The 11,869-nt window shown below is 72.0% G+C and carries 13 protein-coding genes; 7 read left to right on the top strand and 6 right to left on the bottom strand.

Annotated features, from left to right (window positions below):
- The first annotated feature begins 675 nt into the window (after positions 1-675).
- On the top strand, positions 676-1,464 hold the full coding sequence (locus AB0K17_RS15305; RefSeq protein WP_365983188.1) for a ferritin-like domain-containing protein: 789 nt from the start codon (positions 676-678) through the stop codon (positions 1,462-1,464).
- Between the two features lie 18 nt (positions 1,465-1,482).
- Here AB0K17_RS15305 and corA read toward each other — a convergent pair whose 3' ends face one another.
- A complete protein-coding gene (corA, locus tag AB0K17_RS15300) occupies positions 1,483-2,475 on the bottom strand; it encodes a magnesium/cobalt transporter CorA (RefSeq protein WP_365966448.1) in 993 nt (330 codons plus the stop codon).
- Between the two features lie 74 nt (positions 2,476-2,549).
- Between corA and AB0K17_RS15295 the strand changes: the two genes are divergently transcribed.
- The 5 genes from AB0K17_RS15295 to AB0K17_RS15275 all read left to right on the top strand — a co-directional run bounded on the left by AB0K17_RS15295 (position 2,550) and on the right by AB0K17_RS15275 (position 8,540).
- Complete coding sequence (locus tag AB0K17_RS15295; protein WP_365983187.1) at positions 2,550-3,248, top strand: histidine phosphatase family protein; 699 nt, start codon at positions 2,550-2,552, stop codon at positions 3,246-3,248.
- A 94-nt stretch (positions 3,249-3,342) separates the two neighbouring features.
- The gene (locus tag AB0K17_RS15290; RefSeq protein WP_365966362.1) at positions 3,343-3,933 is read left to right on the top strand and encodes a DUF3090 domain-containing protein; all 591 of its coding nucleotides are present in this window, start codon (positions 3,343-3,345) and stop codon (positions 3,931-3,933) included.
- Positions 3,897-4,724 (top strand): SCO1664 family protein, encoded by an 828-nt coding sequence (locus tag AB0K17_RS15285; protein WP_365966363.1) that lies wholly within the window; start codon positions 3,897-3,899, stop codon positions 4,722-4,724. Before AB0K17_RS15290 ends, AB0K17_RS15285 begins: the two co-directional genes overlap by 37 nt.
- A gap of 178 nt (positions 4,725-4,902) precedes the next feature.
- Complete coding sequence (gene mshC / locus AB0K17_RS15280) at positions 4,903-6,132, top strand: cysteine--1-D-myo-inosityl 2-amino-2-deoxy-alpha-D-glucopyranoside ligase (protein ID WP_365983186.1); 1,230 nt, start codon at positions 4,903-4,905, stop codon at positions 6,130-6,132.
- Between the two features lie 155 nt (positions 6,133-6,287).
- Positions 6,288-8,540, top strand: coding sequence for a TIM-barrel domain-containing protein (locus AB0K17_RS15275; protein WP_365983185.1), 2,253 nt, complete (start codon positions 6,288-6,290; stop codon positions 8,538-8,540).
- A 51-nt stretch (positions 8,541-8,591) separates the two neighbouring features.
- On the opposite strand, the gene AB0K17_RS15270 is transcribed toward AB0K17_RS15275, so the two are convergent.
- The 5 genes from AB0K17_RS15270 to AB0K17_RS15250 all read right to left on the bottom strand — a co-directional run bounded on the left by AB0K17_RS15270 (position 8,592) and on the right by AB0K17_RS15250 (position 10,929).
- Positions 8,592-9,194, bottom strand: coding sequence for a hypothetical protein (locus tag AB0K17_RS15270; RefSeq protein ID WP_365966366.1), 603 nt, complete (start codon positions 9,192-9,194; stop codon positions 8,592-8,594).
- Positions 9,195-9,323: 129 nt separating this feature from the next.
- Positions 9,324-9,779 carry a GNAT family protein gene (locus AB0K17_RS15265; RefSeq protein ID WP_365966367.1) on the bottom strand — a complete coding sequence of 152 codons (456 nt, stop codon included), beginning with the start codon at positions 9,777-9,779 and terminating at the stop codon, positions 9,324-9,326.
- Positions 9,776-10,219 carry a GNAT family N-acetyltransferase gene (locus tag AB0K17_RS15260; protein WP_365983184.1) on the bottom strand — a complete coding sequence of 148 codons (444 nt, stop codon included), beginning with the start codon at positions 10,217-10,219 and terminating at the stop codon, positions 9,776-9,778. Before AB0K17_RS15260 ends, AB0K17_RS15265 begins: the two co-directional genes overlap by 4 nt.
- A 9-nt stretch (positions 10,220-10,228) precedes the next feature.
- Entirely contained in the window at positions 10,229-10,687 is a 459-nt protein-coding gene (locus AB0K17_RS15255; protein ID WP_365983183.1) for a hypothetical protein, read from the bottom strand.
- Complete coding sequence (locus AB0K17_RS15250; RefSeq protein ID WP_365983182.1) at positions 10,684-10,929, bottom strand: hypothetical protein; 246 nt, start codon at positions 10,927-10,929, stop codon at positions 10,684-10,686. Before AB0K17_RS15250 ends, AB0K17_RS15255 begins: the two co-directional genes overlap by 4 nt.
- A 123-nt stretch (positions 10,930-11,052) precedes the next feature.
- Between AB0K17_RS15250 and AB0K17_RS15245 the strand changes: the two genes are divergently transcribed.
- Complete coding sequence (locus tag AB0K17_RS15245) at positions 11,053-11,820, top strand: GntR family transcriptional regulator (protein WP_365983181.1); 768 nt, start codon at positions 11,053-11,055, stop codon at positions 11,818-11,820.
- Positions 11,821-11,869: the final 49 nt, after the last annotated feature.

The raw sequence follows: 11,869 nt of genomic DNA, 5'->3' as shown, positions 1-11,869 counted from the left end.
GTACAACTACCACCGACCCCACACCGGCATCGCAGGCCAAACACCCGCCAGCCGTGTCACCAACCTGCCGGGACAACACACCTAGGGCGTGTCCGGTGGATCGTCGTCACGTGCCACCACGGCGCCCCGTAGGGGCGCGGGGAACTGCGCGACAAGCCACAACGTGCCCGCAGTCGGCCCCTCGGGGTGGTGTGTCAGCTGCGGGCCGTCGCTGGCCGATCGCGCAGTTCCCCGCGCCCCTTACGGGGCACTGCATGATCCGCCGGACACGCCCTAGGGGGTGTCCGGCGGATCTCCGCGGCGTCGCGACGCCCGGCACGCACTCTCGCCGCACCGGCCGAAAACCCGAGTACGCCCAGTACGAGGGCTTCCGGCCGGCACGCCGAGAGCACGCACCGGACGCCGCTCCTTCCCCCGCGCAGATCCATCAGACACCCCCTAAAGCCGGACGGCGGATGCGCCGATAGGGAATTCTGCGGCCGTGGTGGGGGCTCGGGGGTCTTCTCTCCCCGCCACGGCCGACACCGAGCACAACGCCCGTGCGCCGTCATGGTTACGCGCCGGGCGCACCGGAAATCCCCGCACGAGATCCTCCGTTCGGCCCAGCGCCCCCGGCCGTCTGATTGCCGCCCGCCGCAAGGGGCACTTGACTTTGTGCCTACGGAGGTGACGGCCATGCTCACGGCCAGGAGTCTGTTCCAGGAGATCCTCGACGACGACGAGGCCTACCGGCTCTTCTGCTCCGTCGCGGCCAGTGGCGAGGCCCAGGGAGGCTGGGAGAACGGCCGGATCGCCGCCCTGGTGCCGCCCGCCCTGCAGCACCTCGCGCCGAAGATCGCCCGGCACGGCGCCGACGAGGACAAACACGGCCGCATCTTCCGGGCGCTGCTGCACAAGCGCGGCCTGGAGCCGGCCGACGTGCCGCCGGAGACCGACTACACCATGATCCTCATGCGTCGCGGCATCGGCCTGCCCCACGACAAGCTCCGCGCCGACGTCCCGCTCACCGAGCGCGACATCCTCTCCTACCTCGCCCACAGCCGCGTCACCGAACAGCGCGCCGGCGAGCAGATGGACATGCTCCTGCGGCACTTCGGCGACCACCCCGAGGTCGGCAGGGCCATCCGCATGATCTGCGTCGACGAGACCAACCACCTCGCCTACTGCCACGAGGAACTGCTGCACCTGGCCGCCCTCGGCCACGGCCGCGCCATCCGGGACCTGCTGCGCGAGAGCGCCCTGGCCGAGATCACGGTCCACCGCGACGTCAGCCTGGCCGTGATGGACCACATGGCCCGCATCCTGCGCTGGCCACGGACCAAGTCGGCGCTCCTGACGGCCGGTGTCCACGCCCTGTACGCCTGCGAGCGGGCCGGCGGATGGCGCCGCATGACCACCCTGCGCATGCCCGAGCGCCGAGGCGCCCTCGACGGCCCGGCGACCACGACCCCCGAGTTCGTCTGAGGCCCGGCGGCAGGGGCCTCACAGCCAGCCGCGGCGCTTGAACGTCCGGTACAGCCAGTACACCAGCCCCGCCATCAAGGTCACCGCGGCCGGGTAGCCCCAGGGCTCGCGCAGTTCGGGCATGTGGGTGAAGTTCATCCCGTACACCCCGGCGATCATCGTCGGCACCGCGGCCATCGCCGCATAGGCCGAGATCTTGCGCATGTCGTCGTTCTGCTGCACGCCCATCTGGGCCAGATGGGCCGAGAGGATGTCCGACAACAGCCGGTCCAGGCCCTCGATGGACTCGTTCGCCCGGATCAGGTGGTCGCTGACGTCGCGGAAGAACGGCCAGGACTTCTCGTCGACGAACGGCAGCCGCGTCGACGACAGGCGCGCCACCGGCTCGCTCAGCGGCAGGGTCGCCCGCCGGAACTCCACCACCTGGCGCTTGAAGGAGTAGATGCGCGAGGCGGTGTGCCGCACGTCCTCGCCCAGCGGCGCGAACACCTCCGCCTCCAGCTCGTCGAGGTCCGCGTGCAGCATGACGGCCACCTCGGTGTAGTGGTCCACGACGGCGTCGCACACCGCGTACAGCACCGCCGTCGGGCCGTGCCGCAGTATGTCCGGATCCCGCTCCAGCCTCTTGCGCACCTCGCCCAGGGGACTGCCCTCGCCGTGGCGCACGCTCACCACGAAGCAGTTGCCGACGAACAGCATGAGCTCGTCGGTGGTGACGGAGTCCCGCAGGTCGTCGTAGACCACGGGTTTGAGCACCATGAACAGCGAGTCGTCGTAGACCTCCAGCTTCGGCCGCTGATGGGCGTTGAGCGCATCCTCCACCGCCAGCGGGTGCAGGCCGAACTCGTTGGTGACCAGGTCGAACTCCTCCTGTGTGGGCTCGTACAGCCCGATCCACACGAAGGACTCCCCCTCGGCCCGGGCGACCTCCAGCGCGTGCGCGAGCTCGGCGGGCCCCTCCGTACGCTGTCCGTGCCGGTAGATGGCGCAGTCCACGATCATGCAAGGAATTCTTCCGCCCGAACGTCCGCCGTACACCCGACCGGGCCCGCCGCACACCGGACGGCGGTCGTAGGCTGGCCACCATGCCCACGCTGATCCTGCTCAGGCACGGCCGGTCCACCGCCAACACCTCCGGGGTGCTGGCCGGGTGGACCCCGGCAGTGGCCCTCGACGAGCGCGGCGCCGCCCAGGCCGCCGCCCTGCCGCAGCGGCTCGCCGGCGTCCCGCTCGCCGCAGCCGTCACCAGCCCCCTGCAGCGCTGCCGCGAGACCCTCGCACCGCTGCTCGCCGCCCGCCCCGAGCTGCCCCTGCACACCGACGAGCGCATCGGCGAGTGCCACTACGGCGACTGGTCCGGCCGCAAGCTCGCCGAACTCACGGGCGAGCCGCTGTGGGAGGTCGTCCAGCGGCACCCCTCCGCCGCCGCCTTCCCCGGCGGCGAGACGATGCGTGCCCTGCAGGCCCGTGCCGTCGACGCCGTGCACGAGTGGAACGCGCGGATGGCGGCGGAGCACGGTGAGAACGCCGTCTACCTGATGTGCACCCACGGCGACCTGATCAAGGCCGTCGTCGCCGACGCCCTCGGCCTGCACCTGGACCACTTCCAGCGCATCACCGCCGACCCCTGCTCCCTGACCGCCGTCCGCTACACCCGGCTGCGGCCCTACCTGCTGCGCCTCGGCGACACCGGCGACCTCACCGGGCTCGTCCCCCGCGAGGACGCCGCCGGCGCGGGCGGCAGCCCGGACGCGGCGGTGGGCGGCGGCGCGGGAGCACCGTGATCGTCCCGCGCAGTAGGGTGGGGACCCGGGCCGCCGCCCACCGGCAGCCGTCATCCGGACCATTCGAAGCCTTCGAACCCAATGGAGCAGGACGTTGTCCCGTCAGGTGTTCCTCTATGACCCGCCGGACCGCTTCGTCGCCGGTACGGTCGGGCTGCCGGGCCGCCGCACCTTCTTCCTCCAGGCCAGCGCCGGCGGTCGCACCACCAGCGTGGCGCTGGAGAAGGCCCAGGTGGAGGCGCTCGCCCAGCGCATCGACGAACTGCTCGACGAGGTCGTGCGCCGCACCGGCGGCAGCGCCCCCGTGCCCGCCATGGCCCCCGTCGAGCTCTCCGACACCGCGCCCCTCGACACCCCCGTCGAGGAGGAGTTCCGGGTCGGCACCATGGCCCTGGCCTGGGACGGCGACAGCCAGCGCATGGTCGTCGAGGCCCAGGCGCTCGTCGAGCTGGAGGCCGACACCGACGAGGACCTCGCCGCGGCCGAGGAGCGACTGCTGCAGGACGAGCTGAACGGCCCGCCCATGCTGCGCGTGCGCATCACCGGCACCATGGCCCGGGCCTTCGCCAAGCGCGCCCTGGAAGTCGTCAACGCCGGCCGGCCGCCGTGCCCCCTGTGCAGCCTGCCGCTCGACCCGGAGGGACACGTATGTCCGCGCCAGAACGGATACCGCCGCGGAGCGTGACCCCGCACGAGTTGCTGGCCAAGGGTGAGCTGACGGTCCGTGGCCGCATCCGCGAGGCCTCCAACGCGGTGCTGTACTGCACGGTCGAGTACGAGGGCGTCAGCGCCGCCTGCGTCTACAAGCCCGTCGCCGGGGAACGGCCCCTGTGGGACTTCCCCGACGGCACCCTCGCCCAGCGCGAGGTCGCCGCCTACGAGCTGTCCGAGGCCATGGGCTGGGGGCTCGTCCCGCCCACCGTGCTGCGCGACGGACCGTACGGCGAGGGCATGTGCCAGCTGTGGATAGAGGCCACCGAGGAGGAGGACGGCCGTGCCCTCCTCGCCCTCGTCGAGGGCGACGACCCCGGCCCCGGCTGGAAGGCCGTCGGCTACGCGGACGTCGGCGAGGACCGCACCGCCCTGCTCGTGCACGCCGACGACGAGCGGCTGCGCCGGCTCGCCGTCCTCGACGCCGTGATCAACAACGGCGACCGCAAGGGCGGCCACCTGCTCCCCGCCGCCGACGGGCGGCTCTACGCCATCGACCACGGCGTGACCTTCAACGCCGACGACAAGCTGCGCACGCTGCTGTGGGGGTGGGCGGGGGAGCCGCTGACCGACGAGGCGCTCCGGGCGCTGCGGCGCCTCGCCGCCGACCTGGCCGAGGGGCGGCCGCTGGCGACCCGCCTGGCCGAACTGATCACTCCGGCGGAGATCGACGCGCTGCGCTCCCGGGTGGCGGAACTGTTGCGGACGGGCCGCCACCGCGAACCGAGCGGGCAGTGGCCCGCGATCCCCTGGCCCCCGGTATAGGCGTACCTCCTGCGGCGGACCCCCGCTGTACCGGGGGTCCGGGGCGGAGTCCGGGGAACGGTGGGAAGGGCGGGGTGGGGGAGAAGCACACCCGCCCCCCACTGCACAAGACCATCTTTTCGGCCAACCGTAGGGTCCGGGTTCGTATCCGGACGCCCCGTCCGGTTACGCTCAGGGCATGCATGCCTGGCCCGCTTCAGAGGTTCCCGCCCTGCCCGGCAGTGGCCGCGACCTCCGGATCCACGACACCGCGACCGGTGAGCGAGTGACCCTCGCGCCCGGTCCCGTCGCCCGTATCTACGTCTGCGGCATCACGCCGTACGACGCCACCCACATGGGGCACGCGGCGACCTACAACGCGTTCGACCTCGTGCAGCGCGTGTGGCTCGACACCAAGCGGCAGGTTCACTACGTCCAGAACGTCACGGACGTCGACGATCCCCTCCTGGAGCGCGCCGTCGCCAACGGCGACGACTGGACCGAGCTCGCCGAGCGCGAGACGGCCCTGTTCCGCGAGGACATGACCGCCCTGCGAATGCTCCCGCCGCGCCACTACGTGGGCGCCGTGGAGTCGATACCCAAGATCGTCCCGCTGGTGGAGCGGCTCCGCGACGCCGGCGCCGCCTACGAGCTCGAGGGCGACATCTACTTCTCCGTCGCCTCCGACCCCGCCTTCGGCGGCGTCTCGCACCTCGACGCCGAGGCCATGCGCCTGCTGTCGGCGGAGCGCGGTGGCGACCCGGACCGCCCGGGCAAGAAGAACCCCCTCGACCCGATGCTGTGGATGGCCGCCCGCCCGGGCGAGCCCAGCTGGGACGGGGCCTCGCTGGGCCCCGGCCGCCCCGGCTGGCACATCGAGTGCGTCGCCATCGCCCTGGAGCACTTCGGCATGGGCTTCGACGTCCAGGGCGGCGGCTCCGACCTGGTCTTCCCGCACCACGAGATGGGCGCCTCGCACGCCCAGGCGCTGACCGGCGAGCACCCCTTCGCCAAGACGTACGTCCACGCCGGCATGGTCGCCCTGCACGGCGAGAAGATGTCCAAGTCCAAGGGCAACCTCGTCTTCGTCTCCGCGCTGCGCCGCGAGGGCGTCGACCCGGCCGCCATCCGCCTGGCGCTGCTGGCCCACCACTACCGGGCCGACTGGGAGTGGACGGACACCGTCCTGGAGCAGGCCGTGGAGCGGCTGGACCGCTGGCGCGCCGCCGTCTCGCGCCCGGACGGCCCGCCCGCCGAGGCGCTGCTGGAGGAGATCCGCGCGGCCCTCGCCGACGACCTCGACACCCCCACCGCCCTGGCCGCCGTCGACCGCTGGGCCGCCGCCCAGGCCGCCGAGGGCGGTACGGACATCGGTGCCCCGGGCCTGGTCTCCCGGGCCGTCGACGCGCTGATGGGCGTCGCGCTCTAGCCCGTACCGCGCACAGGGCGCGCTTCCCCACCGGGGGAGCGCGCCCTTTCGCGTACGCGCGCGACCTGCGCCTATGTGCGCGTACACGACAAGTCCATGAGCGCCGCGCACGAGTCCATGGTCACCGGGCCGCCGGCTGCGCTATCCACGCGCTCATGAGACCGCGAACACGACTGAGAACGGTCATGGCCACCGTCCTCCTCGCCTTGACCGCCACCCTGGTGGCCCCGGTCGCCGGGGCCCGGGCCGAGGCCGCCCAGGAGACCGTGGGCGACGTGACCGGCTTCGCCACGGCCGGGCCCGCCTTCCACCTGCAGGCCGGGACGGCGAAGGTGCGGGTGAGCTTCGTGACCGCCCGCAGCTTCCGGCTGGAGCTCGCGCCGGACGGACGGTTCACGGAGGCCACCGGCAAGGACATCGTGCTGCCGCAGGGCAGCCCGCCCCCGGCGACCCGCTGGCGCGATGCGGGCGACCGGTACGAGATGAGCACCTCGGCAATCACCCTGCGCGCCTACAAGAAGCCCCTGCGCTTCGCCCTGCACCGGGCCGACGGCAGCCGCATCTGGGCCGAGACCAAGGGCCTGACCTGGGGCACGGACGCGGCCGGCAAGGAGCGGACCGTGCAGACCCTGACCCGGGGCGCCAACGAGCAGTTCTACGGCGCGGGCATGCAGAACGGGCGCGGCAACACCTCGCACCGCGGCAGGACCGTCGAGGTCGGCGTCGACTACAACTGGGACGACGGCGGCCACCCCAACTCGGTGCCGTACTACCTCTCCACCGCCGGCTACGGCGTCTACCGCAACACCTACGCGCCGGGCACCTACACCTTCGGCGACCCGGTGACGGCCGGCGCGCAGGAGCGGCGCTTCGACGCGTACTACTTCGCCGGGGAGACGGCCAAGGACGTCATCGGGCAGTACACCTCGCTCACCGGCCGGCCCTTCCTGCCGCCGCTGTACGGCCTGGAGATCGGCGACTCCGACTGCTACCTGCACAACAAGAACCGCGGGGAGCGGCACACCCTGGACGCCCTGAGGATCGCCGACGGCTACGTCGCCCACGACCTGCCGCTGGGCTGGATGCTCGTCAACGACGGCTACGGCTGCGGCTACGAGAACCTGGCCGAGGCCGGCAAGGGCCTGGCCGACCGCAGGATGAAGATGGGCCTGTGGACCGAGGACGGCCTCGGCAAGCTCGCCGACCAGGTCAAGGCGGGCCAGCGGGTCGCCAAGCTGGACGTCGCCTGGGTCGGCGACGGCTACAAGTTCGCCCTCGACGGCTGCAAGGACGCCTACAAGGGCATCGAGGACAACAGCGACGCCCGCGGCTTCACCTGGGCTCCCGAGAGCTGGTCCGGTGCACAGCGCTGCGGCGTGCAGTGGTCCGGCGACCAGAAAGGCTCCTGGGAGTACATCCGCTGGCAGATCCCCACGTACGCCGGCGCCACCATGTCGGGCCTGGCCTACACCACGGGCGACGTCGACGGCATCTTCGGCGGCAGCCCGAAGACGTACGTGCGCGACCTGCAGTGGAAGGCGTTCCTGCCGGCCGTCATGACCATGGACGGCTGGGCGCCCAGCGACAAGCAGCCCTGGCGGTACGGGGAGCCGTACACGTCCATCAACCGCAAGTACTTGAAGCTCAAGGAATCGCTGCTGCCGTACATGTACAGCTATGCGGCCGAGGCCACGCGCACCGGCGTCGGCCCGGTGCGGCCCCTGGCACTGGAGTACCCGGACGACCCCGCCGCCGCCTCCGAGGCGGCGAAGTACGAGTTCCTGAGCGGCGAGTACTTCCTCGTGGCCCCCGTCTACGAGGACACCGACGTCCGCAACGGCATCTACCTGCCCAAGGGCACCTGGACCGACTACTGGACGGGCCGCACCTACCAGGGCCCGACCACCCTCAACGGCTACCACGCGCCCCTGGACACGCTGCCGCTGTTCGTCAAGGCCGGCGCGGCCGTCCCGATGTGGCCGGGCATCCGCTCGTACGAGGACCGCACGGCCGACTCGCCCGTGGCCTGGGACGTCTACCCGCAGGGCTCCTCCTCGTTCACCTTGTACGAGGACGACGGCGTCACCCGCGCCCACCGGAGCGGCGCCCACGCCGAACAGAAGCTGACGGTCGCCGCGCGCGGCGGCGCCGACGTACGTCTGTCGCTGAGCCCCCTGCAGGGCGACTACCGCGGCAAGCAGACGGCCCGCCCGACCCAGTTCACGGTCCACACGGGCACGGCGCCGGCCTCGGCCACGGTGAACGGCAGCGAGCTGCCGCACCTGGACTCGCCCGACGCGGCGGACGAGGGCTGGTGGTACGACGCGTCCGACCGCGGCGGCGTCGTCCACGTCAGGACGGCGACACGACCGACGGACCAGCCGCTGTCGGTGGAACTGAGGGGGTGAACCGACGGGCGCGCCGCACTCCCCTGCGATGCGGCGCGCCCCGCCGGTGCCTCAGTGCTGCGCGGGCTTTCTCGCCGGCAGCCAGTGGTGCACGGTGAAGTCGCCCTTGGCGAGGGTCTCGATCGGTGCGGAGCTTTGGCAGAGGTCGACACCGGTCGTCGGCAGGCCCTGCGCGGCCCAGCTGTAGCCGAGCCGGTCCTTGCTGCCGCCCTTGTCGCCCTTGCCGCCGTCCAGGACGGTGAAGCCGAACCGCTTGCCCTTGAGGTCCCCGAGCTGCGGCGTGCCCGGCTTGCCCTCGAAGTGGGCCTCCGTGACGACGCCTGTCGCCACGGCGACCGGGCCGCCGGTCAGCAGGCAGTCGATGCGGCCCTTGAAGTACCCGCCCCACACGTCGTCGATGTGGTGGCTGACGAAGAAACTGCCCCGGGCCTTGTCGCCGAGGCCGTGGGCGTCGATGGCGAAGTGCACGTTGTCGCCCGGGCGGCGGTCGAGCTTGCCGGCACCGGTGAGCGAGGGCTCGTCCGTGGCGGCCGCCGCCGCCTCGGCCGCGGTGGCCGGACCGGTCGCCCCCAGGGCGACGGCGGTGCCGGCACACAACGTCAGGGCGGTGACGGCGGCGACGAAGGGACGGCTCGGGCGGCGATTTCGTGGCATGTTTCCTCCTCGGATCGCCTCCCACGATGCCGGGCAGCGCACGGGCGGCACATCACACCGTGGGACGGGGCGCTCCGCCGCGCGGGGGAGGGGCGATCGTCCCCGAGTGCACCTGCGTGCCGGGCGCGCTCAGGCCGTCAGCACCAGCAGGACGTGTTCGTGCTCGCCGTACCGGACCGTCCCCGCGCGCCGGAAACCGTGCTTCTCCAGCAGCCGCACCGAGGCGGTGTTCCCGATGGCGGGATCGGCGTGCAGAGGACGAGTCCGCTCGCGTTCCAGGAAGAGCGCGAGCGCTCGCGTACCGACACCCCGGCCCCAGTACTGCCGGCCGAGCCAGTAGCCGATGAAGCGCCGGTCATGGTCCCACCACGCCACCAGGTTGCCCGCGAGCTCCCCGTCGACGGTGACGGCCTGCACGAAGACCGTCGGATCGCCGAGGACCCTGGTCGTCCAGTGGGCCATGAAGGCCTCGCGTTCCCGCGGCGGGAACTTCGACCGCCGCCCGGCCTCGGGGTCGTGCTCCTGCGCGAAGAACACCTCCAGGTCGGCCGGTTCGACGTCCCGCAGGCGTACCCGGTCGCTCATGCCGACGGAGTCTGCAGCGGCTTGCTGAAGTGGAAGGCGACGATGGACATCCGCTCGCGCAGGTAGAAGCGGTGGGCGTCGGTGCGGTGCGTGCCCGAGTCCAGGGTGAACTCCAGACAACCCTCCTCGCGAGCCCGCTCCTGCAGGTACGTCAGCAGCGCCTTGCCCACGCCACCGGACCGCGCGTCCGCATCGGTGACGAGGTCGTCGACGTACAGCGAGCGCAGGGTGCTGGTGTTGACGACGATCCGCCACCCGGCGACACCGACGCACCGGCCGTCCGCGTCGTACGCCCCGGAGAACCGCAGACCGCGGCCGTGGCCCTCCGCGTACACCTCCTGGTACGACTCCTCGGTGAGGTGCGGACGCAACTGGCGCAGGACGGGCAGGAAGTCGGTGACGAGCCGCTCGTCACCCGGGGACAGGTCGATGATCTTCATGGCCGCACCCTAGGCGAGCCGGCCGGCGGTGACGGGAGAGTGTGACGAGCCCAACGTTTGCCGAACGGCGCCGAGCAGTTCTGCGGGCGAGGTGAGGGCCGGGGACTCGCCCTCGGGGAAGACCCAGACGCGATTGCCGACGTACCTGGTGGGCGGCGGCGAGAGCAGCGCCCAGTCACCGGGATGGACGGCGACCCCGCCCTCCCCGGCGAACCGGTACCCCGTCCCGAGCGGCAGCAGCCACCAGGTGGCACGCTCGGCGCCGCTCATGAGGTACGGCCCGATGTGCCGGCCCGCACCCTTCAGCTGCCGCACGGCGGCGACGGCCAACGCGAAGTCGACCCGCACGACATCCCACTCCCGCCCGGGGAGCAGGGGTGCGGTGCACCCGAGCCGCCACAGGTCCAAGGTCGCGGCGGGAACGATCGAGGCCCGGGCGAGCCAGGCGGTGTGTGCAGTGCAGGTCACGTGTCTCTCCCTCGGTCCAACTCGGCCCAGACCACCGCCCCGTCGCGGGTGCGGTCGTGTCCGTACCGGTCGGCGTTGCTCAATGTCATGAGAACGGTCCGGCGGGCCTGCTCGCCCAGGTCGGTGGGCAGCTCCACCTCGACGCGGATGCGGTCGCGCGTCTCCTCGGTGCGCGGCGTGCACCCGGTGGCAGCCGCGAACAGGGCGGCAAGGGCCTTTGCCTTGGTCTTCGCGATGCACACAGATGGTCCCCGGGTGAGCGAGCGGTCACCGGACGTATTGCTAATGCATCAGCATCCAGCTGATGCATTAGGTTGTCAATGCCGGCGTCCCCCCAGCCTCACGTTCAGCACGGAGAGGGCCTCATGGCCGCAGAACCACCGCCGTACATGCGCGTCGCCGATGACCTCCGCCGCCGAATCGCCGCGGGCGAGTGGAGCGTTGGAGAGCGGCTGCCGTCCCGCGCCCAGCTCGCCGCCGCTTACGGTGTCGGTACCAACGTCCTGCAGAAGGCCCAGGAGCGGCTCATCATCGAGGGGCTGCTCGAAGGCCGGGCGGGGTCCGGAACCTATGTGCGCACACCGCGTGAGCGTCTGCGGATGGTTCGTTCCCGGCACCGTGAGCGGCGGGGCGATTCGCCATTCCGCGCGAACATGCGGGAGCAGGGGCGGCGGGGCTCCTGGGAGTCGCACTCCGAGGCCCGGGTGCCGGCGCCCGAGGGCATTGCGCGGCGGTTGGCCGTCGAGCCCGGCGATCCCTGTGTGCGCACCACCTACGAGTTCCTCGCCGACGGGCAGCCCGTTCAGCTGTCCGAGAGCTGGGAGCCCATGGCCATCACCGGTGACACACCCGTCGTCCTGCCCGAACTCGGGCCGATGGCGGGCATGGGCGTCGTGGAGCGGATGCGTTCCCTCGGGATCGTCGTCGAAACGGCGGTCGAGGTGCCACGTCCGGGCCGCGCCACGCAGGCCCAGGCCAACCTGCTGGGTATCAGCCTCGGTGAGCTCGTCACGCAGATCGAGCGCACCTACTACGACACCGACGGGCGTCCCGTCGAGACCGCCGACATCGTGATTCCCGACGTGCGCTGGGAGATCGCCTACGAGATCCCCGTCGAGGGGCCGGAGGGCTGATCCGGGTCCGGGCGACGCCCGGTACCGGGTCAATATGTGGCCTAAATCG

Source organism: Streptomyces sp. NPDC049585, from assembly GCF_040675615.1.
Taxonomy (GTDB): domain Bacteria; phylum Actinomycetota; class Actinomycetes; order Streptomycetales; family Streptomycetaceae; genus Streptomyces; species Streptomyces luteosporeus.
Note: the sequence above shows the minus strand (reverse complement) of the source record. Positions and strands in the feature narration are given on the sequence as shown.

Excerpts from the sequence above, each read along its gene's own strand:
- mshC (WP_365983186.1), top strand. The coding sequence starts at position 4,903 with ATGCATGCCTGGCCCGCTTCAGAGGTTCCCGCCCTGCCCGGCAGTGGC.
- AB0K17_RS15270 (WP_365966366.1), bottom strand. The coding sequence starts at position 9,194 with ATGCCACGAAATCGCCGCCCGAGCCGTCCCTTCGTCGCCGCCGTCACC.
- AB0K17_RS15265 (WP_365966367.1), bottom strand. The coding sequence starts at position 9,779 with ATGAGCGACCGGGTACGCCTGCGGGACGTCGAACCGGCCGACCTGGAG.
- AB0K17_RS15260 (WP_365983184.1), bottom strand. The coding sequence starts at position 10,219 with ATGAAGATCATCGACCTGTCCCCGGGTGACGAGCGGCTCGTCACCGAC.
- AB0K17_RS15275 (WP_365983185.1), top strand. The coding sequence starts at position 6,288 with ATGAGACCGCGAACACGACTGAGAACGGTCATGGCCACCGTCCTCCTC.
- AB0K17_RS15245 (WP_365983181.1), top strand. The coding sequence starts at position 11,053 with ATGGCCGCAGAACCACCGCCGTACATGCGCGTCGCCGATGACCTCCGC.
- AB0K17_RS15285 (WP_365966363.1), top strand. The coding sequence starts at position 3,897 with ATGTCCGCGCCAGAACGGATACCGCCGCGGAGCGTGACCCCGCACGAG.
- AB0K17_RS15295 (WP_365983187.1), top strand. The coding sequence starts at position 2,550 with ATGCCCACGCTGATCCTGCTCAGGCACGGCCGGTCCACCGCCAACACC.
- AB0K17_RS15305 (WP_365983188.1), top strand. The coding sequence starts at position 676 with ATGCTCACGGCCAGGAGTCTGTTCCAGGAGATCCTCGACGACGACGAG.